Here is a 21,469-nt window from a genome sequence, read left to right as displayed (position 1 = left end):
GTCCGGGTACGTCTCGGCAGCGGGGCCGAGCGCGGCCAGCGCCGCGGCGACCAGCCGGTCACCCGCGTCCCCGACCACCGCCCACGCCGCGCCCTCGGTGGACACGGCGGCGTCCTGCGGCGTGGCCACCGCGCGCCAGGTCACCTCGTGGAGCGCGCCGTCGCGGTCGGGCCTGGCCGCGGCGAGCTGCTCGGCGCCGACCGGGCGCAGGACGAGCGAGTCGACGGTCAGGACCGGCGCCCCGGCGGAGTCCATGACCCGCAGCGCGACCGCGTCGGCCGCGAGGCGGGCGAGCCGGACCCGCAGGGCGCGTGCGCCGGTCGCGTGGAGGGTCACCCCGCTCCAGGAGAACGGCACCTGGAGCGTGCCGTCGTCGGAGTCCCCCGCGGCCAGGGCGAGCGGATGGAGCGCCGAGTCGAGCAGCCCGGGGTGGACGCCGTACGGGCCCGGGGCCGTGCCCGCGGGCAGGGTGACCTCGGCGTACAGAGCATCGTCACCGTCCCGCCAGGCGGCCTTGAGCCCCTGGAACAGCGGGCCGTAGCCGAAACCGGCGTCGGCGATCCGACGGTAGAACCCGTCGGTGGTGAGGGGTTCGGCGGAGGTCGGGGGCCAGGCCGCGTCGTCGGGCGCGCTGAGGGACTCCGTGGTGGCGCCGAGCGCGCCGGTGGCGTGGCAGGTCCAGTCGGTGCCCGGCGGGGCGTCCTCGGGCCGTGAGTGGACGGCGAAGGGCCGCCGCCCCGCGTCGTCCGCCGCCCGGACGAGGACCCGCAGCTGGAGGGCGCCGTGCTCGGGCAGGGCCAGGAAGACGTGGTGGGTGAGCTCCTCGACGCGAGCGCATCCCGCCCGCCTCGCGGCGTGCAGCAGCATGTCCACGAACGCCACGCCCGGCATGACGGGCGTGCCGAAGACGGCGTGGTCGGCCGCCCAGCCGGGGCTGGCGGCGTTCACCCGGCCGGTCAGGAGCAGGCCTCCCGGGTCGGGGAGTTCGGCCGCGGTGGTCAGGATCGGATGGCCGGTCGCCGTCATCCCCAGGCCGTCGGCGCCCAGGGTGGGCTTCGGCGTCTCCAGCCAGTAGCGCTCGCGCTGGAACGCGTACGTGGGCAGGTCGACGGCCGGGAGCGGGGTGTCGCCGAACAGGCGGGCCCAGTCGAGGGCGACGCCGTGGGTGTGCAGGCGGGCGAGGGCGCCCAGCAGCGCCTGCGACTCGTCGCGGTCGCGGTGGAGGGTGGGGACGAGGACGGCGCCGTCGGGGTCGGTGAGGCTGTGGCGGACCATGGCGGTGAGGACCCGGTCGGGCCCCAACTCCACGTAGTGGGTGGCGCCTTCGGCCTCAAGCCGGGTCACCGCGTCGGCGAACCGGACCGTCCCGCGCACATGCCGCACCCAGTACTCCGCGGTGGCCACGTCGCCGTCCGCCACCACCGGGATGCGTGGCTCGGCGTACGTCACCGTCTGGGCGACCCAGCGGAAGTCCTCCAGCATCGGGTCCATCAGCGGCGAGTGGAACGCGTGGGACACCGTCAGGCGGTTCGTCCTGCGCTCACCGAGCCGTTCGAGGACCGCGGTGACGGCGTCCTCGGCGCCCGAGAGCACCACGGAGGTGGGGCCGTTGACGGCGGCGAGATCCACCCGCTCGGTGAGATACGGCGCCACCTCGTCCTCGGTGGCCTCGACCGCCACCATCGCGCCCCCGGGCGGCAGCGACCCCATCAGCCGCCCCCGCGCGGTGACCAGCGCGGCGGCGTCATCCAGCGAGAACACCCCGGCGACGTGTGCGGCGGCCAGCTCGCCGATCGAGTGACCGGCGACGAAGTCGGGCCGTACGCCCCAGGACTCCAGCAGCCGGAACAGCGCCACCTCCACCGCGAAGATGGCGGGCTGGGTGAACTCCGTACGGTGCAGCGCCTCCTCGTCGCCCCACATCACCTCGCGCACCGCGGGGTCGAGGACGCCGCACACCTCGTCGAAGGCGCGCGCGAACACCGGGAACGCCTCGTACAGCCCCCGGCCCATGCCGAGGCGCTGACTGCCCTGTCCGGTGAACAGGAAGGCGGTCCTGCCGGGGCGGGCGGTGCCGCGCACCAGCGCGGGCGACGGCTCGCCGCGGGTGAGGGCGTCCAGGGCCTGGTCGAACGCCTCGCGGTCGGCCGCCACCACCGCGGCCCGGTGGGCGAAGTGGGCGCGCGTGGTGGCCAGGGAGCGGCCGATGGCGGCGGGCGGGAGGCCGGGGTGGTCGGCCAGGTGGCCGCGCAGCCGCCGGGCCTGGTCCCGCAGCGCCTGCTCGGACTTGGCGGAGAGCACCCACGGGAGCAGGGTGCCCTGGGGCGCGTCCTGCTGGTCCCCGGCGTCCTCGGTGTCCTCGGGCGTGGGCGGGGCTTCGAGGATGAGGTGGGCGTTGGTGCCGCTGATGCCGAACGAGGAGACGGCGGCGCGGCGGGGGCGGCCCTTCTCGGGCCAGGGCCGGGCCTCGGCGAGGAGCTGGATGTTCCCGGTGGTCCAGTCGATGTGCGGGCTGGGCTCGTCGACGTGGAGGGTTCGGGGCAGGGTGGCGTGGCGCATGGCCTGGATCATCTTGATGACGCCGCCGACACCCGCCGCGGCCTGCGCGTGGCCGATGTTGGACTTCAGCGAGCCCAGCCACAGCGGCTCCTCGCGTCCCTGGCCGTAGGTGGCGAGCAGGGCCTGCGCCTCGATGGGGTCGCCGAGCGTGGTGCCGGTGCCGTGGCCTTCGACGGCGTCGACCTGGTCGGGGGAGAGCCCGGCGGCGGCCAGCGCGGCGGTGATGACGCGCTGCTGCGACGGACCGTTCGGCGCGGTCAGGCCGTTGCTGGCGCCGTCCTGGTTGACCGCCGAGCCGCGGATGACGGCCAGGACGGTGTGCCCGTTGGCCCGGGCGTCGGAGAGTCGTTCGAGCAGGAGCATGCCCGCGCCCTCGGCCCAGATCGTGCCGTCGGCACCGGCCGCGAACGACTTGCACCGGCCGTCCGCGGCCAGTCCGCGCTGCTGCCCGAACTCCACGAACATGCCCGGGGTCGCCATGACCGTGACGCCGCCCGCCACCGCCAGCGAACAGTCCCCGACGCGCAGCGCCTGCACCGCCTGGTGCATCGCGACCAGCGACGACGAGCAGGCCGTGTCGATCGTCACCGCCGGGCCTTCGAGCCCGAAGGTGTAGGCGAGCCGTCCCGAGGCGACACTCGCGGTGTTGCCGGTGAGCAGATAGCCGCCCAGCCCGTCGTCACCCTCGTGCAGCCGCGGGCCGTACTCCTGGGACATCGCGCCCACGAACACCCCGGTGCCGCTGCCGTGCAGCGTGCCCGGATCGATCCCGGCGCGCTCGAACGCCTCCCAGGTGACCTGCAACAACACCCGCTGCTGCGGGTCCATCGCGGTGGCCTCGCGCGGGCTGATGCCGAAGAACTCCGCGTCGAACTCGGCGGCGTCCTCCAGGAACCCGCCGTGCCGGGTGTAGGTCTTGCCCCGCACACCGGGCTCGGGGTCGTACAGCGCGCCCAGGTCCCAGCCCCGGTCGGAGGGGAACCCCGAGATGGCGTCCACACCGCCGTCGACCAGCCGCCACAGCTCCTCGGGCGAACCGGCGCCACCGGGGTAGCGGCAGGCCATGCCGACGACCACGATCGGGTCGTCGGTGTCCACCGCCCGCGGTGGGGACGAAACGACGGGCAACGCGCCCTCGCCCTGGGCCAGTTCGCACAGCTGCCGCGCCAGCCGGGCCGGGCTCGGGTGGTCGAAGACGACGGTCTCCGGCAGCGTCAGCCCGGTGGCGTCCATCAGGTTCTGGCGCAGCTGGACCGCCATCGTGGAGTCCATGCCCAGCTCACGGAACGCCCGGTCGACCTCCACCGTGTCCGTGCTCAGGTGGCCGAGCACGATGGCCGTGCGCAGCCGCACCAGCTCCAGCGCCGTACGGCTCCGCTCGTCTTCCGGCAGCCCGGCGAGCCGCTCCGCCCACGTCGCCGTCCCGGAGTCCGCCGCGGCGGCCCGCGCGCGCTCGACCTCCGCATCGGGGACGGCCGTCCGCGCGGCGGACTCGAACGCGGTGGACACCTCCGGCCAGTAGCGCTCCCGCTGGAACGCGTACGTCGGCAGCGCCACGCGACGCGGCGCCCGCCCCGCGAAGACCGCGGACCAGTCCACGGACAGGCCGCGCACATGAAGCTCCGCCAGCGAGGTCAGCAGCGGCGGCCACGGCGCCTCGTTGCGCCGCAGCGACCCCACGACCAGCGCCTCCGGCAGCGTCTCCCGCAGCCCGAGCGTGAGCACGGGATGCGGGCTCGACTCCAGATACGTGCCGAACCCGGCCTCCGCCATGGCCCGGAGCGTGGCCTCGAAGAGGACTGGCTGACGGAGGTTGGCGTACCAGTACCCGGCGTCCAGCCCGGCGGTGTCGATGGCGCTTCCGGTGACCGTCGAATAGAACGCGATGTCACACGAACGCGGCGTCACCCCCGCGAGCTGCTCCAGCAACCGCTCCCGGATGGCCTCCATGTGCGGCGAGTGCGACGCGAAGTCCACGGCGGGGACGGCCTTCGCCCGGATCCCGTCCGCCTCGCAGCGGGCCAGGAGCGCGGCCACCTCCTCCGGGGCCCCGGCCACCACCGTGGTGCCGGGCCCGTTGACCGCGGCGATGCTCAGGCCCTCGCCGAAGGGGGCGATGTACGCGGCAACGTGGTCGGCCGGCAGCGGCACCGACGCCATGGCCCCGGTGCCCGCCAGCGTCATGATGGTCCGGCTGCGCAGTGCCACCACCCGGGCGGCGTCCTCCAGGCTGAGCGCTCCCGCGATGTGCGCCGCGGCCACCTCGCCCTGCGAATGCCCGACCACCGCGTCCGGCCGCACGCCCAGCGACTCCCACACCCGGGCCAGCGACACCATCACCGCGAACAGCACGGGCTGGACGACATCCGCGCGCGTCAGGGACGGCGCGCCGGACTCGGCGGTCAGCGTGTCCAGGAGCGACCAGTCGACGTACGGGGCGAGCGCCGCGTCGCACGCCTCGATCGACGCGCGGAACACCGCGGACGTACGCAGCAGCTCGCGCGCCATGCCCTCCCACTGCGAGCCCTGCCCCGGGAACACCAGCGCCACCTTGCCGTGGTCGCCCGTGACCCCCGTGACCAGCCCGGGCAGCTCGGCCCCGGTCCGCAACGCCTCCAGCTGCGCGTCGTGGTCGAGCCCGAGGGCCACGGCGCGGTGCTCGAAGTGGGTGCGGGTACGGGTGAGCGACCAGCCGATGTCGTACGCGTCCCCGGCCCCATCGCCCTCGGCAGCCCGCCGCTCCAGCAGCCGTCCGGCCTGGTCGCGCAGGGCCGCCTCGGTACGTCCGGACACCAGCCACGGCGCCAGCGGGACCACCGGCTCGTCGCTCTCCGAAGTGTCCGGCGCGCTCTCCTCGGGACCCTCGCCGAGCACGACGTGGCAGTTCGTCCCGCCCACGCCGAACGAACTCACCCCGGCCAGCAGCGGCGCATCCGGCCACGGGCCGCACGCGGTCTGAACGCGCAGGTTCAGCGCCTCGGGGTCGATGCGGGGGTGCGGCTTCTCGTAGTTCAGGCTCGCCGGGATCTCCCGGTGCCGGATGCTCAGCGCCGTCTTGATGAGCCCGACGATGCCCGCCGCGCCCTCCAGATGCCCCACGTTGGTCTTGGCCGAGCCGACGAGGACCGGCGAGCCCGCGGGCCGTGCGCTGCCGTACGCGGCGCCCACGCCCGCCGCCTCCAGCGGATCGCCCGTCGGCGTGCCCGTCCCGTGCAGCTCCACATAGCGCACCTGCGCCGGGTCCACCCCCGCGTCCTCGCACGCCTGCCGCGCCACCGCCGCCTGCGCCTCCGCGCTGGGCACGGTGAGCCCGTCCGTGGCGCCGTCGTTGTTGACGGCGCTGCCGAGGATGACCCCGTACACCGTGTCCCCGTCGCGCACCGCGTCCACCAGCGGCTTGAGTACGACGACCCCGCCGCCCTCACCGCGCACATAGCCGTTGGCCCGCGCGTCGAAGGTGAAGCAGCGCCCGTCCGGCGACAGCCCGCCGAACCGCCCGGCGACCTCGGCGCTCTCGGGCGCGAAGTTCAGCGCCACACCGCCCGCCAGCGCCAGGGTGCACTCGCCCTTGCGGAGGCTCTCCACCGCGAGGTGCACCGCCACCAGCGACGACGACTGCGCCGTGTCGACCGCCAGGCTCGGGCCGCGCAGACCCAGCGCGTACGAGACCCGGTTGGCGATGACACCGCGGTTCAGCCCGGGCAGCGAGTGCTGGGTGATCGCGCCGCCGCGCTGCGCCAGCGCCGCGTAGTCGGCGGCGATCGCCCCGACCATCACGCCGGTCGCGGTGGAGCGCAGCGTTTCCGGGACGATGCCCGCGTCCTCCAGCGCCTCCCAGGCCAGTTCGGCGAACAGCCGCTGCTGCGGGTCGATCGCCACCGCCTCGCGCGGGGAGATGCCGAAGAACGCCGCGTCGAACGCGTCCACCCGGTCGAGGAATCCGCCGTGGCGCAGCCCGGCCCGATGCCGTTCGTCCTCGTCCGGCAGCACCGCGTCCGGGTCCCAGCGGTCCGGTGGCACCTCGCTGATCGCACTGCGGCCCGCGCGGAGCAACTCCCAGAAGGCACCGGGGTCGGACGCCTGGGGGAGGCGGCACGACACGCCGGTGATTGCGATGGCATCAGTACCGTGAACAAGATCACTCGTCATGGTGGCGAGTGCCTCCCTCCTCGCGCGCTGTCGAAAACGCCGGGCTGGCGTTCGTCCTGAGGGTCGATCGTCGGCTCCGCCACCCGCCCCTAGCTACCCGTAGAGCCCCCTAGGAGGCCGTGTCCTGGGCGACGACGCACTGGGCGACGACGGACGCGGCGGAGCCGACAGCAGTCCGCCCGCCCCTCGGGAAAGGGGCGGGCGGACGACGGCCCCCGCTGCGGCACGGCGGAGGCATGACGGGAGGGGTCAGGCGGACTCGTAGCTGACGGCGTGCGCCCCCTGGAGCAGCTGTTCGCGGTTTCTGATGCCCATCTTGCGGTAGACGCGGGTCAGATGCTGCTCCACGGTGCTGACCGTGATGAACAGCCGGTCGGCGATCTCACGGTTGGCGTACCCCTGGGCGGCCAGCATGGCGACGCGCCGCTCGGATTCGCTCAGCCCGCCGAAGCCGCCCTGGTCCGTACGGTCACTCTCGCCGGATCCCGCGCCCCCGCGTGTGCCGATGCTCCGTGGCGTGGACGTCGGAAGCAACTCCTGGCACAGGGGTTCCGCCTGGCAGCTCTTGGCGAGCCGCCACGCCCGCCGCGCGGTCGGACGGGCCCGCTTGTCCCCCAACTGCTGGTACGCCCGGCTCAGGTCGGCCAGCACGGTGGCCGCCTCGTACCGTGCGCCACAGCTCTCCAGCAGGCGGAACGCGTCCCGCAGAACGGGGGGTTGCTGAGCGGTCGGCTGAACCAGGGCCAAGCCGTGCAGCGCCATCCCGCGCGACCGGGCGAGCCCCGTGTCCGGCCTCGCGAGCTGCTTCTCGACGAGCCGGGCCGCCCGCTCCCGGTCGCCCAGCCGCAGCCACGCCTCCGCCTCGCCCAGCCGCCAGGGCGCCACGGCGGGCGTGTCGACGTTCCAGCGCCGCATCAGGCTGCCGCACCCCTGGAAGTCCGACAGCGCCAGATACGTGTTGCCGGTGGCGAGGTGGTGGCGGCCGCGCGCGTACAGATAGTGCAGCCCCGCGCGGGTGAGGAACAGCTCCGGCGGCGGCTCCGGCGCCAGGTACCCGGCCGCCGCCTGGTGATCGCCCATCGCGGTGTGCGCCTCGACCAGTATGGCCAGCGCCAGCGCGCTGCTGACGTTCCACCGCGGCCCGGACAGCCGGGCGTACGCCGTCTCCGCCTGGCGCACGGCGTCGGCCAGCCGTCCGCGCCGCAGCGACACGAGCGCGCCGACGCAGGCGATCTGCGCCCGCCAGGCCGGGGCGTCATGGCGCCCCGCGTCGCCCGCCAGATGGTCGTGCCACTTGGCCGCGGCGTCGAGCCGATCCGCGTAGCACAGGGCGAGCAGCGCCTTCGGCAGGCTGCTGAGCTGCGAGGTCACCGCGTTCTGGCTGCTCTGGAACACCTGCTCGGCCAGGGCGATGGCGTACTCGTCGGCCCCCCGCTCCAACACCAGGGCCAGGGCGTGTCGGGCGCGCAGCTCCGAGTGGGACATGGCCGGGGCGGCGGTGTCCGGCAGCGGACGGCTCAGCCGGTCGAGCACACCGGGGACCTCCGAGGCCATGAGCATCCGCGTGCCGTGCAGCGCGGTCGCCATCTCCTCGTCGCCGTCGTTGAGATGGTCGATGGCCACCAGCGCCTCGTCGAAGCCGAGGTGGAACAGCATGCCCTCGGCGGCCCACAGCGCGTCGTTCCCCGTCAGCTTCCCCTCGACGATGGGGCCCTTGAGCGCCAGGAAGTGCGGGGCCGAGTCGGCGGGGCGCAACTGCCACTGACCGCAGGCGTACTGTGACTTCACCGCCAGCCGCTGCCCCTCGTCCACGCAGCATTCGCGGGCCAGCTCCAGACACCGGATGCCCCGGTGGACATCCCCCTCGTTCAGGGCCTGGCAGGCGGCGTCCCGCAGGACGTCCAGCACCCAGTCCTCGTGCAGCGGACCGGCGCCGAGCAGTTGCGCGGCGACCGGCTGGGGTGGCGCCCCGCTGTCGTACAGCAGGCGGGCGGCGCGGTACCGCAGCTCCGTCGCCTCGCCGTGGGGCATCTCGCCGAGGACCGCCTGCCGGACGCCCGCGTGCCGCAGCCGCGCGCCGTTCAGCACGCCGATGCCGGTGAGCAACCGGAGGTAGCGCTTCAGAAGTTCCGTGTCGATGCCGCTCAACCGGCTGAGCAGCAGCGGCGTGGCCGCCTCGTCCAGCAGTGCGACACACCGGGCGAGCAGGACCGCGCGCGGGCCGATGCGGTGCAGGTACGCGAGGACCGCCTGCTGGAAGACGGGCCCGATCGCCATCCCTCCGTCGGGGAGCGGCGCGGTCGCGTCACCCTCCGACGGGGCCGCTCCCGCCGTGGATTCGGGCGTGGCGCGCAGCCGGTGCTCCTCGATGAGCGCCTGGGCGAGCAGCGGATTGCCACCGCTCAGGGTGTGTATCTCGGTGATGAACCGGTCCGCGGGCGGGGTCGGTGACAGCTCCCTGACGCCCGCCCGCGAGAGCGGGCCCAGGTGGAAGCGGCGCACGCTCGTCCGGTAGAGGAGGTCGTGCAGGATGCGCGGCGGTTGCTCCTCGACGGAGACACCGCGCGTGAACACCAGCGCCAGAGGAAGCCGGTTGAGGCGCTGCGCCACGTAGCGCAGGCAGGAGAGGCTGGCCGTGTCGGTGTGCTGGATGTCGTCCACGGTGATCAGCAGCGGACGCCGGGCCGCCAGGTCGGCGATGACCTGGTACGTGTGGTGCGCGACGGCCAGGGAGTCGCCCTGGGCCACCGGCGGGACGGAACGCGCGTCGATCGCGTGGAAGAGCTGGGCGAGCGCGCTGTACGGGACGTCGCGCTCGTGCGGCGAACTCACCACACCGAGCACCGTGCTGCCCGCCGCGGTGGCCCGTTCCGCCAGAGCGTTGAGCACCGTGGTCTTGCCCATCGCCGTCGAACCGCTGACCGCGGCAATGGCCCCCCTGCCCCGCGCGGACTGCATCAGGAGATCGTCGAGCTGTTCCAGTAATTTTCTTCGTTCCACCAACACTGTTGAGCTTCCCCCTGTCGGCATCTTTGATCACGAAGCCGGTCCCGTTTTCCGGCACTCCGGGGAACGGAACGGACTCGTCAATGCTGGAAGTACGCGACCTTCATTCGGTCACTATCCGGGCGGTAGGATATTCGGCGCGACGCCGCTGAACACCCCTTGAAGGTATTCCTAGGGAAATCTTAGTGCCAGGATCCTGTGGTTTCCGGGAAGGAGGTCGGTCATGTCTTTGCGGAGCGATGAATTCCTTGTGTCCGATGCTCGGATCATGAAAAGGCCAAAGCCGTAGAGAAACAGGGTATTTTGTTGTAGACACCTGTCACGCACCGGGACCAGGGGACATGGTCCTGGGGGTCATGAACACGGCGAAGACCGCGGCGGTGACCGCCGCGGCCTCGGGTGACGGCTCGTCCGTCAGTCCTGGTACACCTTGTTGGTGCCGGGTCCACCGGAGAGCGTGTCCGTGCCCTTGCCGCCGTACAGGGTGTCGTTGCCGCTGTTGCCGTACATCGTGTCGTTGCCGTCCTCGCCGTACAGCGTGTCGTTGCCCTTGCCGCCGTATACGTAGTCGTTCTCGGCCCCGGCGCGCAGGATGTCGTCTCCGTCGTCGCCGTACAGGTTGTCGGCGTCGCCGGTTCCCGTGAGGGTGTCGTTCCCGGCGTCGCCGCGGCACTCGTACGAGCAGGCGCCGACGATGGTGTCATCGCCCTCGCCGCCCCGGACGCCCATGCCGTTGCCGCCGTCGATGCGGTCGTCGCCGTCCTCGCCCAGGAAATGGTTCTGCCCGGTTCCCTCGAGGACGTCGTCACCGGCGCCGCCGCGGAGCGCGGCGATCGTGCCCGCCTTGCCGTCGACCGTCGCGGTGTCGGCGCCGTCGCCCAGGAAGAGTTCGAAGGTGGTCGAGTCGTCCGAGCCCAGGGGCTCGGCGATGATGCACTGCACGACGGTGTGATCGGCATCCGAGGGGTACGTACAGGCGTCCCACTGCGCGGCCGACGCGTCGATGCCCATGCCGGACTGGTCGCGGAAGGTGATGAGGAAGTCGCCGCCGAACTGGGAGGGGTCGACGTCGATGTTCTCCGTGGAGACCGTCACCTTGTTCGTCTGTCCGGCGGCGGCCAGGTACGAGAGCACGCCGTCCTCGTGGGTGAGGGTGGCCTGGGTCGCCGCGGCCGCCGTGTCCGCGTGGGCGGCGGGCGCCCAGAGCGCGGCGCCGCCTAACGCGACGGCGAGCGCGGCGGTGGCGATGGCTGTGGAGGCGAGGATTCTGTGCTGAGCCATGCGGAGGTAACCCTTCGGGCAACTGGTGGATGATCACCCGCTTAGACGGGGCGTCGGCGGAGGGGGTTGTGCCGGAAATCCCTCGTCAGAGGCTCGGGGTGAACATGTCACCCAGCGGCTTCCCGGTGTTCTCCCGGAGAGCACCGAAAGGCAACCCCCGAAGCGGACGCCGGGCCGATCAGAGAAGGATCAGAGGCCGATCAGAGACCGATCAGAGATGGAGAAGCGCGGTCGCACGAGAACGCGACATACTGCTCGAAGCCGGTCAGGCCGCGCCAGGCGACGCCGACGGGCCGCGCAGACGCCCCCGTCCCACAGATGGAGACACGATGAGCATGACCACGAAGACGGACACGCAGTCGCCTGCGCCGCACATCGCCGACAGCCACGACCTGATCCGTGTGCACGGCGCGCGCGAGAACAACCTCAAGGACGTCAGCATCGAGATCCCGAAGCGCCGGCTGACGGTGTTCACCGGTGTCTCCGGCTCGGGCAAGAGCTCGCTGGTGTTCGACACGATCGCCGCCGAGTCCCAGCGGATGATCAACGAGACCTACAGCACCTTCGTCCAGGGGTTCATGCCGACGCTGGCCCGGCCCGAGGTCGACGTGCTCGACGGGCTGACGACCGCGATCATCGTCGACCAGCAGCGGATGGGGTCCGACCCCCGCTCCACGGTCGGCACCGCCACCGACGCCAACGCGATGCTGCGCATCCTCTTCAGCCGCCTCGGGCAGCCGCACATCGGTCCGCCCGGCGCGTTCGCCTTCAACGTCCCCTCGGTCCGGGCGAGCGGTGCGATCACGGTCGAACGCGGCAACACCAAGGCCGTGAAGGCGACCTTCAGCCGCACCGGCGGCATGTGCCCGCGCTGCGAGGGCCGGGGCTCGGTCTCCGACATCGACCTCACCCAGCTCTACGACGACTCCAAGTCGATCTCCGAGGGCGCGTTCACCATCCCCGGCTGGAAGTCGGACAACGTGTGGACCGTGGGGCTCTACGCCCAGTCGGGCTTCCTCGACCCGGACAAGCCGATCAGCAGGTTCACCAAGAAGGAGATGCACGCCTTCCTCTACGGCGAGCCGACCAAGGTGAAGGTCAACGGCGTCAACCTCACCTACGAGGGGCTGATCCCCAAGATCCAGAAGTCGTTCCTCTCCAAGGACCGGGAGGCGATGCAGCCGCACATCCGGGCGTTCGTGGACCGGGCGGTCACCTTCACCTCCTGCCCCGAGTGCGACGGCACCCGGCTGAGCGAGGGGGCCCGGTCCTCACGGATCGGCGGAATCAACATCGCCGACGCCTGCGCGATGCAGATCAGCGACCTGGCCGCATGGGTGCGCGAACTGACCGAGCCGTCGGTGGCGCCGCTGCTCACCGCGCTCCAGCACACCCTCGAATCGTTCGGGGAGATCGGCCTCGGCTATCTCTCGCTCGACCGGCCGTCGGGCACGCTGTCGGGCGGCGAGGCGCAGCGCGTCAAGATGATCCGCCACCTCGGCTCCTCGCTCACCGACGTCACGTACGTCTTCGACGAGCCCACCATCGGGCTGCACCCCCATGACATCCAGCGGATGAACAACCTGCTGCTGCGGCTGCGGGACAAGGGCAACACGGTGCTCGTCGTGGAGCACAAGCCGGAGACCATCGCGATCGCCGACCACGTGGTCGACCTCGGCCCCGGCGCCGGTACGGCAGGTGGCAGCGTCTGCTTCGAGGGCACCGTCGAGGGGCTGCGGACCGGTGGCACCATCACCGGCCGCCACTTCGACGACCGGGCCGCCCTCAAGAAGGCGGTACGGACGTCCACCGGCACGCTGCCGATCCGCGGCGCGACGGCGCACAACCTGCGCGACGTCGACGTCGACATCCCGCTCGGCGTGCTGGTCGCCGTCACCGGCGTGGCGGGCTCGGGCAAGAGCTCGCTCATGCACGGCTCGCTGGTGGGCAGCCGGGAGGCCGCCGAGGCGGGGGTGGTGGCGATCGACCAGGGCGCGATCCGCGGCTCCCGGCGCAGCAACCCGGCGACGTACACCGGGCTGCTCGAGCCGATCCGCAAGGCGTTCGCCAAGGTCAACGGCGTGAAGCCGGGGCTGTTCAGCGCCAACTCCGAGGGCGCCTGCCCCCAGTGCAACGGCGCCGGTGTCATCTTCACCGACCTGGCGATGATGGCCGGTGTCTCCACCACCTGCGAGGAGTGCGACGGGAAGCGGTTCCAGGCGTCGGTGCTGGACCACCGCCTCGGCGGCCGCGACATCAGCGAGGTGCTGGCGATGTCGGTGGCCGAGGCCGAGGAGTTCTTCGGCGCCGGTGAGGCGCGCACCCCGGCCGCGCACCGCATCCTCGGCCGCCTGGCCGACGTCGGGCTCGGCTACCTCAGCCTGGGCCAGCCGCTCACCACGCTGTCCGGCGGTGAGCGGCAGCGGCTCAAGCTGGCCACGCACATGGCCGAGAAGGGCGGCGTCTACGTCCTGGACGAGCCGACCACCGGGCTGCACCTCGCCGATGTCGAGCATCTGCTCGGCCTGCTCGACCGGCTCGTGGACTCCGGCAAGTCGGTCATCGTCATCGAGCACCACCAGGCGGTGATGGCGCATGCCGACTGGATCATCGACCTCGGCCCCGGCGCGGGCCACGACGGCGGCCGGATCGTCTTCGAGGGCACCCCCGCCGACCTCGTCGCCGCCCGCTCCACCCTCACCGGCGAGCACCTGGCGGCCTACGTCGGCGCCTGACGGCGAAAACGTCAGGAGAAGCGGGCGCGCAGTTCCGCTTCGAGGACTTCGAGCGTACGTCCCCGGGTCTCGGGGACGTACCGCTTCACGAACGCGAGGGAGAGGACTCCCGCGGCTACGAAGAGGAAGAAGGTGTTGGAGATCCCCAGCGCGGACACCAGCGAGGGGAAGACCAGGCCGATCGCGAAGTTGGTCAGCCACAGCACCACGGCCGCGATGCCCATCCCGAACCCGCGCATGCGCGTCGGGAAGATCTCGGAGAGCATCAGCCAGGTGACCGGCGATATCGCGCCCTGCTGGAAGGCCAGGAACGTCACCGTCATGGCCAGCACCGCGAAGGCGCGGACCGTGCCCTCCGGCAGGACGAGCGAGAACACGCCGATGAGCAGCAGGGCGCAGGTCGTGCCGAGCTGGCCGGTCATCAGCATGGGGCGGCGGTTGACCCGGCCCAGCAGCCAGATGCCGACGAAGGTGGCGAGGACCGAGATCACACCGTTGGCGATGTTCGCCGTGAGCGCGCTGTCCGAGGTGAAACCGGCGTCGGTGAGGATCTGCGTCCCGTAGTACATGATCGTGTTGACGCCGGTGATCTGCTGGACGATCGCGATGCCGAACCCCACGAACATCAGCTTGCGCATCCACGGGGTGGCCTTCATGTCCTGCCAGCCGCCGAGCTTCTGCTGCTCGTCCTTGACGGCGAGCGCCGACACCTCGCTCAGCTCGGCCTCGGCCCGGGGCCGGGACCTGACCTGCTTGAGCACCTCGAACGCCTCGTTGAAACGACCCTTGGAGGCCAGCCAGCGCGGGCTCTCCGGCATCACCAGCATGCCGAACCACAGCACCACGGCCGGGACGGTCGCGATGACCAGCATCCACCGCCAGACACCGCCGGACTCGCCGCCCACCCGCGCGATGACCGCGTTGGAGGTGAAGGCCAGCAACTGGCCACTGACGATCATGAGTTCATTGCGGGTGACCAGCGCGCCACGCCGCTCGGCGGGGGACACCTCCGCGAGGTACACCGGCACGGTCACCGAGGCGCCGCCCACCGCGAGACCGAGCGCGAACCGCGCCACGATCATGACCTCGGTGTTCGGCGCGAGCGTACAGCCGAGGGTGGCCAGGAAGAACACCACGGCCAGCAGCAGGATGTTGCGCCGCCGCCCCCGCGCGTCCGAGAGCCTGCCCCCGGTGACCGCGCCCAGCGCCGCGCCCAGCAGCAGCGAGCTGGTGACCATGCCCTCGGTGACGGGGGTCAGGCCCAGGTCGTCGGTCATATAGGGCAGGGCGCCGTTGATGACACCGGTGTCGTAGCCGAAGAGGAGCCCGCCGAAGGTGGCGATGATCGTGATGACTCTCAGCCGCCGGGTCACCGCCGACGGGGCGTCGTCGATGGGCGGGGCGGGGGCGGGGCGTGCTGCGTCGTCCCTGACGTCCATGGTCAGTCCTTTGCCGAACGGGGTGTGGCGTCCACCAGTCCGAGGTGACGGATGCGATGGGAAGGGTGGGCTGTCGCGCTCTACTAGCGCGCTCTAGTAGGAGTACGATGTCCCTTGTCCAAATGTCATGTCAATAGACGGTTGCCGGTTGCCGCAAGTTTTCGTGTGCGCCGACCGCGGTGAGGGGGAACAACCGGGAACGACATGGCACGCGGGGCGCGGGAGAGTGGGTTCACCAGTGGTTGGAACGGGCAAGCAGCGCCCCACGATGGCGGACGTGGCCGCGAAGGCACGGGTGTCCCGGGCCCTGGTCTCGATCGTCTTCCGCAACCAGCCGGGGGCGAGTCAGAAGACCCGGGAACGGGTGCTGCGCGTCGCCGACGAGATCGGCTACCGCCCCGACAATGCGGCCCGGCTCCTCGCCCGTGGCCGCAGCCGCACCCTCGGCGTGATGCTCACCGTGCACAACGCGTTCCACGCCGACCTCGTCACCGGCGTCTACCCCGAGGCCGAGGGGCTCGGCTACGACGTCCTGCTCGCCGCGACCGCTCCGGGCCGCGGCGAGTCCCATGCCGTCGAGTCCCTGATCAGCCACCGCTGCGAAGCGGTGATCCTGCTCGGCCCGGACGCGCCGACGGCCGACCTGGACGCGTTGGGGCGGCGCACGGTCGCCGTCTCGGTCGGCCGCCGCGTACCGGGTGCCGGGGTCGACAGCGTCCGCAGCTCGGAGGGCAAGGGGGTCCGCCAGGCCATGGATCACTTGGTGGAACTCGGCCACCGCCGCATCGTGCACATCGACGGCGGCCGGGGTCCGGGCTCGGCGGAGCGCCGCCGCGCCTACCGCGCCGCGATGCGCCGCCACGGGCTCGACTCCGCGATGCGGGTGATTCCTGGTGCCCATACGGAGGAGTCGGGCATCGCGGCGGGACACCTGTTCGTGGCCGAGCGGGACCGCGGGCACCTGCTGCCGACGGCGGTGTTCGCGGGCAACGACCGTTGCGCGATGGGCCTGTTGATGACGCTGGCACGGGCGGGCATCGACGTCCCCGGCGAGGTGTCGGTGGTCGGCTACGACGACAGCCATCTGTCGCATGTGATGCCGGTGGGGCTGACGACGGTCCGTCAGGACGCCGTGCGCATGGCCCGGTACGCGGTGCGGTTCGCGGTCGAGCGGCTGGAGGGCGGCGCGTCGGAGAAGCCACGGGAGGTGGTGCTGGACCCGAAGCTGGTGGTACGGGACACCAGCGCGCCACCCCGGCCGTAGTCCTGCTACCGCGCCGTCAGCGCGGTGACCAGGTCGTCCAGCCCGTCGAACCGCCCGTCGAAGACATCGGAGCCGGTCGGCGGATCCCCGACCGGTCGCCGGACGTAGGCGGTCCGCATGCCCGCCGCTTGGGCCCCGCGGAGGTCCCAGGCGTGGGCGGCCACCATCAGCACGCGCTCCGGCGGACATCCTGCGGCGTCGATGGCGAGCCGGTAGACCTCGGGCGCCGGTTTGTACGCCGAGACGGCTTCGGCGGACAGGGCTTGGTGCCAGCGCAGCCCGGCATGTGCGTTGAGCCGCGGCAGAGCGGTGCGGCCGGCGTTGGAGAGCCCGAACACGGGGAAGTGCCGCGCGAGCCGTTCGAGACCGGCGACGGAGTCGCCCCAGGCGGGCAGCCGTTGCCCCGCCGTGGCGAGCCGGGCGACGGTCGCCGGATCCGTGAGTCCGGCATGGTCGGCCACGTGTCCGGCGGCCTCGGCGTCGATGGTCTCGGTGTTGGCGTAGGCGCGGAGCCCCTGCGCGATGCGTTGCTGCTCGCGCTCGACGTGCTGCTGCCAGATGGTGAGCAGCGCGTCGACGGCGTCGTCGTCGGGCGCGTCGTCGGACGCGGGCAGCGCTTCGCGCAGGGCCGCGCGGAGCCCGCCGGGTTCGTCGACCAGTGTGCCGAGGACGTCGAAGACGACGACCTCGATGTCGCGGATCTCGGCCATGCGCCCTCCGGGGTGTGCTCCTGTGGTCGTGCCGGTGTCACCGGCCCAACGGGTGACGATCTTGTCATCGATCTCGTCACCGGTCAAGATGGTGACGTGGATGTCGCGTTTGTGAGCGGCGACCCGGCCCTCGATCTGGCAGGCACCGTGCGGTCGCGTCGAGAGGAGCCCGTCGACGTCCTGGTGGCGCCCGCGGACCTCGAACGGTGGGTGGCCCGATGCGGGGCGCCGCCTGACGGCGATATCCCTCCGAAGTACCGCAAAACTCCTTCACGCGGTCGGGCCGTGAGAGTGGCCCGGGGGCGGAAATACAAGATCGGCAGGGCCTACCGATTCCGGCTCCGGGTGGGCTACCTCTGAAGGGGCGGCCCCGTCTGGGCCGTTCCTCCCCTGATCCGCTCCGGAAGGAGTACCGCCATGGATGGCTGGTTCGTGGACGACCGTTGTGCGAACTGCGATGCGGCCCGCCAGCTCGCGCCCGGACTGATCGGCGAGCACGAAGGGAAGTCGCGGATCCTGCGGGAACCGAAGGACGTGGCGGAGGCACGGAGCCTCCACGCCGCCGTGTTCGCCTGCCCCACCCGCTCGATCCGCCCGGCGTCCGGGCGGCCGGACCCGGCGCTGGACCCCTTTCCGATGGCCCTGGACGAGGCCGTCATGATCTGTGGGCACAACTCCCCGCACACCGCCGGGGCCAACTCCTACCTGCTCCTCCGGCCGTCCGACACGGCCATGATGGTCGACACCCCTCGCTGGAGCCGTGAACTCGCCACGCGGTACGCGGAGTCGGGTCCGATCACCGATGTGCTGCTCACCCATCGCGACCACGCCGCACACGGCCGCCGCTACGCGGACCACTTCGGCGCCCGGCTGTGGATCCACGAGGGCGACCTCGACGCCGCACCGGACGCGGACCAGGTGATCCGGGGCATCGAGTCACGGGAGATCGCCGAGGGGGTCACGGCCCATCCGCTGCCCGGCCACACCCGGGGCAGTGTGCTCTACCTCGCCGACGGCCGGTACTGCTTCAGCGGCGACAGCTTCTACTGGTCGCGCACGACCGGTGATCTGGCCGTGGCGGACAGCGTGACCTGGTACTCCATCGAGGAACTGGCCCGCTCCCTGGACAGGGTGGCCGGGCGGCTGCGCTTCGAATGGGTTCTGCCGGGCCACGGTGACCGCCACCGCCTGACCGCCGATCAGATGCACCTGCGGCTGCGGGCGCTGGCAGAGCGCACCCGGCTGCTGCGGCCCCGTCCGGTCGACTTCACCGCCGTCCGCTGGTGAGGTGGCGGGGGTACGTCAGGAGAGCCCTCGGGGCCGGATCCTGGCGACCCCGGCGTAGGCCCACACCCGCTCCGGGTCGTAGCCCAGCCCGTCCTCCGGCCGTGGCGCGGGGCCGAGTTCGGGATGCCACTCCGGCAGCCGTACCACTCCGGGCTCCACCGGACGCGTTCCGTCGAACAGCCGGAGGACGTCCGCATGGCTCCGCAGCACCATGGGCGCGGCGACGTTGCGCTCGGCGTAGACGGCGGCCCCGGCGGAGGTGGTGGGGGAGTAGTCGCCGGTCGCGTGGGACATCGCCAGATAGCTGCCGTCCGGCAGGGCGTCGCAGTACGTGCGGATGAGGCCCGCGGGGTCCGCCTCGTCCGGGACGAAGTGCATGATGGCGGAGAGGATCAGCGCGATGGGCCGGTCCCAGTCGAAGACGCCCGCCGCGCGCGCCTCCCCGAGCACCGCGGCGGGCTGGTGCAGGTCCCCGTGCCGGTAGGCCACGCGGCCCGCCGGTCCGGACGTCAGCAGGGCACCGGCGTGGGCGAGGACGATGGGATCGTTGTCCATGTACAGCACCCGGCAGGTCGGATCCACCCGCTGGGCGACCTCGTGCAGATTGGGTGAGGTGGGCACCCCCGTGCCCAGGTCGAGGAACTGCCGCACCCCCGCCGTTTCCGCCAGGTACCGCACCGCACGGTGCATCCACGCCCGGTTCCCCCGTGTGCTGTCCCGCACCTGTGGCGTACGGCGTAACACCTCCTCGGCCGCCTCCGCGTCGACCGAGTAGTGGTCCTTGCCGCCGAGGTAGTAGTCGTACATACGGGCGGGGTGTGGCCGACCCGTGTTGATCTGCTCGGGCGTGAAGCCGAGTGTCTGCGGGGTCTGGCCATCGGCGGGCATCGGTGTTCTCCTCGAACCTCGAACGGGCAGGGGTGGACGTGCGGTCCTGCGTAGGTTATGCGGTCCGCGCCGATCCGAACGTCCGTTCCTGCCGTTCCGCGGGGAGTGGGGCAGACTTTCCGTCAAGGGGCGTGAGCCCGCTACGCGACTGGGAGGTCCCGACGTGGCCAGTAAGTTCACCGAGCTCGCGATCGACTGTGCCGATCCCCACGCTCTCGCCGGGTTCTGGTGCGCGGTCCTCGGCTACGAGGTGCAGGACGAGGAGGACGGAGTCGTCACCATCGGCTCCCCTGCGGTGCCCGAAGGCAGGGACCGCCGTGGCCCCGTGCCACCGACACTGACCTTCGCGCGCGTGCCCGAGGGCAAGACCGTCAAGAACAGGCTCCACATCGACGTCAACCCCACCGACAGGGAGCGGGACGAAGAGGTCCGCCGCCTGCTCGACCTGGGGGCTCGCCACGCCGATGTGGGCCAGACGGGCGAGGAAAGCTGGGTCACGCTTGCCGACCCGGAGGGGAACGAGTTCTGCGTCCTCGCGAGCCGCTGCTCTTGAGCGGTGCGTCCTGCCCCTGAGCGGTGGGTCTAGGTACGCGTACTCATGCGGGAGCGCTCCCATGTGAGCAGAGTTACGCGCATGACATCGACCGTGCCACCTCAGGGCTCAGCGGACCGGGGAATCCCGTGGGCCGTCGATCTGCTGCTCGCGGTGCTTCTGCTGGCGCTGGACGCCGCCGTGGCGTTCGCCGCCTTCTTCGCCGCGGGGCTCGCGGCATGGGGCGATGCCGCGGATGGCGAGGAGGTCAGCGTGGACATGGGCCCGGTCATCGGGTTGGGGGTCGTCACCGTCATCGCCGGTCTGATCGCGTTCGGGCTGATCCGGGGCGGGCGGCTCCCGCTCGCCGCGACGGTCCAGTGCCTGGCGACGCTGGCCCTGCTGGGGGCGACGCTCCTGTGGTGGTCCTCGGAGTACCGCGCCGCGCACCCCGACCCCGCGCCGGGTTCCGGCTACTCCGGCACGTACGGCCAGTGCCGCAGCGGGGGCGACAACTCGGAGTGTGCCCACAGCGGGGGCTGACGGGCCGACACCCCCGGGCTGACCTGGGGCTGCGCACAGTGAGACGATGCGCCCGCCGAATCGATGTTCTACTGAAACGGAGGGCGAATGCATAAACGTCGTGGAACCGTGACCCGTCGCTGGAAGGTGGCGGCGGTCGCGTCCACGGTGGCCGTGGCGATCGTGGTCCCGGTGGCGGTGGCTCAGGCGTCACCCGAACCACCGGAGGTCAGCGCCAAGGGCGCGTATCTGCTCGACACCGGTTCCGGCGAGGAACTGATGGCCAAGGGCGCCGACACCAAGCGTCCGATAGCGAGCACTACGAAGATCATGGCCGCGCTCGTGGTACTCGAGACCAAGAACGTGGATCTCGACAAGCGGGTCACCGTCAAGAAGGACTACCGGGACTACGTCACCACGTCGGAAGCCAGCACGGCGGACCTGCAAACCGGCGACAAGCTGACCGTCAATCAGCTGCTGTACGGGATGATGCTCCCGTCGGGCTGTGACGCGGCGATGGCGCTGGCCGACACGTTCGGCAGCGGCGACACCGTGGCCGAGCGCACCAAGTCGTTCGTCTCCAAGATGAACGCCAAGGCGGAGGACCTGGGGCTCACCAACACCCACTACGACTCCTTCGACGGTGTCTCGGCGAGCAGCGGGAACTACTCGACACCCCGTGAGGTGGCCGAGCTGACGCAGCGGGCGATGAAGAACGCCACCTTCCAGAAGGTCGTCAAGTCGGTGTCCACCGAGCAGGAGGCACCGGCGGCCAACGGCCGTACCCGGTACTACTCCTGGGACAACACCAACCGCCTCCTGGGCTCGTACCAGGGCGCGATCGGGGTCAAGACCGGGACCACCACCCCTGCCGGTCCCTGTCTGGTGTTCGCCGCCGAGCGTGACGGTCGCACGGTCGTGGGAGTCATCCTCAACGACGCCGCGGACCGCTACCCGGACGCGCAGAAGATGCTCGACTTCGCCTACGACGCCGACACCCAGGTGAAGTGGCGCAAGCTTCCCAAGGACGCTCAGCGGGACTGACCCGTAGGGCCCTTCGGGAGGAGAGCGCGGTGCCCCGGCCGGACAGTTTCCGG

At 71.8% G+C, this 21,469-nt stretch carries 12 protein-coding genes; 6 read left to right on the top strand and 6 right to left on the bottom strand.

Annotated elements, in window-relative coordinates; translation table 11 throughout:
* From EEJ42_RS53130 to EEJ42_RS24945, 3 genes are all read right to left on the bottom strand, one after another.
* On the bottom strand, positions 1 to 6,708 hold a 6,708-nt coding region (locus EEJ42_RS53130; protein WP_281291507.1), incomplete at its 3' end, for a type I polyketide synthase.
* A gap of 249 nt (positions 6,709 to 6,957) precedes the next feature.
* Positions 6,958 to 9,738 (bottom strand): AAA family ATPase, encoded by a 2,781-nt coding sequence (locus tag EEJ42_RS24950; protein WP_123103085.1) that lies wholly within the window; start codon positions 9,736 to 9,738, stop codon positions 6,958 to 6,960.
* A 390-nt stretch (positions 9,739 to 10,128) separates the two neighbouring features.
* A complete protein-coding gene (locus EEJ42_RS24945) occupies positions 10,129 to 10,995 on the bottom strand; it encodes a calcium-binding protein (protein ID WP_123103083.1) in 867 nt (288 codons plus the stop codon).
* Positions 10,996 to 11,324: 329 nt separating this feature from the next.
* On the opposite strand from EEJ42_RS24945, the gene EEJ42_RS24940 reads away from it, so the two are divergent.
* Positions 11,325 to 13,730, top strand: coding sequence for an ATP-binding cassette domain-containing protein (locus tag EEJ42_RS24940; protein WP_184503259.1), 2,406 nt, complete (start codon positions 11,325 to 11,327; stop codon positions 13,728 to 13,730).
* Between the two features lie 11 nt (positions 13,731 to 13,741).
* Here the strand turns inward: EEJ42_RS24940 and EEJ42_RS24935 are convergent, their stop codons facing one another.
* Positions 13,742 to 15,169 carry a sugar porter family MFS transporter gene (locus EEJ42_RS24935; RefSeq protein ID WP_123103081.1) on the bottom strand — a complete coding sequence of 476 codons (1,428 nt, stop codon included), beginning with the start codon at positions 15,167 to 15,169 and terminating at the stop codon, positions 13,742 to 13,744.
* 268 nt (positions 15,170 to 15,437) lie between these two features.
* Between EEJ42_RS24935 and EEJ42_RS24930 the strand changes: the two genes are divergently transcribed.
* A complete protein-coding gene (locus tag EEJ42_RS24930; protein WP_123103079.1) occupies positions 15,438 to 16,433 on the top strand; it encodes a LacI family DNA-binding transcriptional regulator in 996 nt (331 codons plus the stop codon).
* Between the two features lie 5 nt (positions 16,434 to 16,438).
* On the opposite strand, the gene EEJ42_RS24925 is transcribed toward EEJ42_RS24930, so the two are convergent.
* Positions 16,439 to 17,143, bottom strand: coding sequence for a haloacid dehalogenase type II (locus EEJ42_RS24925; protein WP_123103077.1), 705 nt, complete (start codon positions 17,141 to 17,143; stop codon positions 16,439 to 16,441).
* 417 nt (positions 17,144 to 17,560) lie between these two features.
* On the opposite strand from EEJ42_RS24925, the gene EEJ42_RS24915 reads away from it, so the two are divergent.
* Positions 17,561 to 18,430, top strand: coding sequence for an MBL fold metallo-hydrolase (locus EEJ42_RS24915; protein ID WP_123103075.1), 870 nt, complete (start codon positions 17,561 to 17,563; stop codon positions 18,428 to 18,430).
* 15 nt (positions 18,431 to 18,445) lie between these two features.
* On the opposite strand, the gene EEJ42_RS24910 is transcribed toward EEJ42_RS24915, so the two are convergent.
* Complete coding sequence (locus tag EEJ42_RS24910) at positions 18,446 to 19,318, bottom strand: SAM-dependent methyltransferase (protein WP_123103073.1); 873 nt, start codon at positions 19,316 to 19,318, stop codon at positions 18,446 to 18,448.
* 163 nt (positions 19,319 to 19,481) lie between these two features.
* On the opposite strand from EEJ42_RS24910, the gene EEJ42_RS24905 reads away from it, so the two are divergent.
* From EEJ42_RS24905 to EEJ42_RS24895, 3 genes are all read left to right on the top strand, one after another.
* Positions 19,482 to 19,871: a VOC family protein gene (locus EEJ42_RS24905; protein WP_123103071.1), complete on the top strand. Its 390-nt coding sequence runs from the start codon at positions 19,482 to 19,484 to the stop codon at positions 19,869 to 19,871.
* Between the two features lie 81 nt (positions 19,872 to 19,952).
* Positions 19,953 to 20,393, top strand: a complete 441-nt coding sequence (locus EEJ42_RS24900) for a DUF6234 family protein (RefSeq protein WP_148082028.1) — start codon at positions 19,953 to 19,955, stop codon at positions 20,391 to 20,393.
* 87 nt (positions 20,394 to 20,480) lie between these two features.
* Entirely contained in the window at positions 20,481 to 21,416 is a 936-nt protein-coding gene (locus tag EEJ42_RS24895; RefSeq protein WP_123103067.1) for a D-alanyl-D-alanine carboxypeptidase family protein, read from the top strand.
* Positions 21,417 to 21,469: the final 53 nt, after the last annotated feature.

This window comes from Streptomyces botrytidirepellens, from assembly GCF_003721215.1.
Taxonomy (GTDB): Bacteria; Actinomycetota; Actinomycetes; order Streptomycetales; family Streptomycetaceae; genus Streptomyces; species Streptomyces himastatinicus.
This window is presented reverse-complemented; position numbering and strand designations above follow the sequence as displayed.

Bases quoted from the DNA above. Each gene is read 5' to 3' on its own strand.
- EEJ42_RS24950 (WP_123103085.1), bottom strand. From the start codon at position 9,738: ATGCCGACAGGGGGAAGCTCAACAGTGTTGGTGGAACGAAGAAAATTA.
- EEJ42_RS24945 (WP_123103083.1), bottom strand. From the start codon at position 10,995: ATGGCTCAGCACAGAATCCTCGCCTCCACAGCCATCGCCACCGCCGCG.
- EEJ42_RS24940 (WP_184503259.1), top strand. From the start codon at position 11,325: ATGAGCATGACCACGAAGACGGACACGCAGTCGCCTGCGCCGCACATC.
- EEJ42_RS24935 (WP_123103081.1), bottom strand. From the start codon at position 15,169: ATGGACGTCAGGGACGACGCAGCACGCCCCGCCCCCGCCCCGCCCATC.
- EEJ42_RS24930 (WP_123103079.1), top strand. From the start codon at position 15,438: ATGGCGGACGTGGCCGCGAAGGCACGGGTGTCCCGGGCCCTGGTCTCG.
- EEJ42_RS24925 (WP_123103077.1), bottom strand. From the start codon at position 17,143: ATGGCCGAGATCCGCGACATCGAGGTCGTCGTCTTCGACGTCCTCGGC.
- EEJ42_RS24915 (WP_123103075.1), top strand. From the start codon at position 17,561: ATGGATGGCTGGTTCGTGGACGACCGTTGTGCGAACTGCGATGCGGCC.
- EEJ42_RS24910 (WP_123103073.1), bottom strand. From the start codon at position 19,318: ATGCCCGCCGATGGCCAGACCCCGCAGACACTCGGCTTCACGCCCGAG.
- EEJ42_RS24900 (WP_148082028.1), top strand. From the start codon at position 19,953: ATGACATCGACCGTGCCACCTCAGGGCTCAGCGGACCGGGGAATCCCG.
- EEJ42_RS24895 (WP_123103067.1), top strand. From the start codon at position 20,481: ATGCATAAACGTCGTGGAACCGTGACCCGTCGCTGGAAGGTGGCGGCG.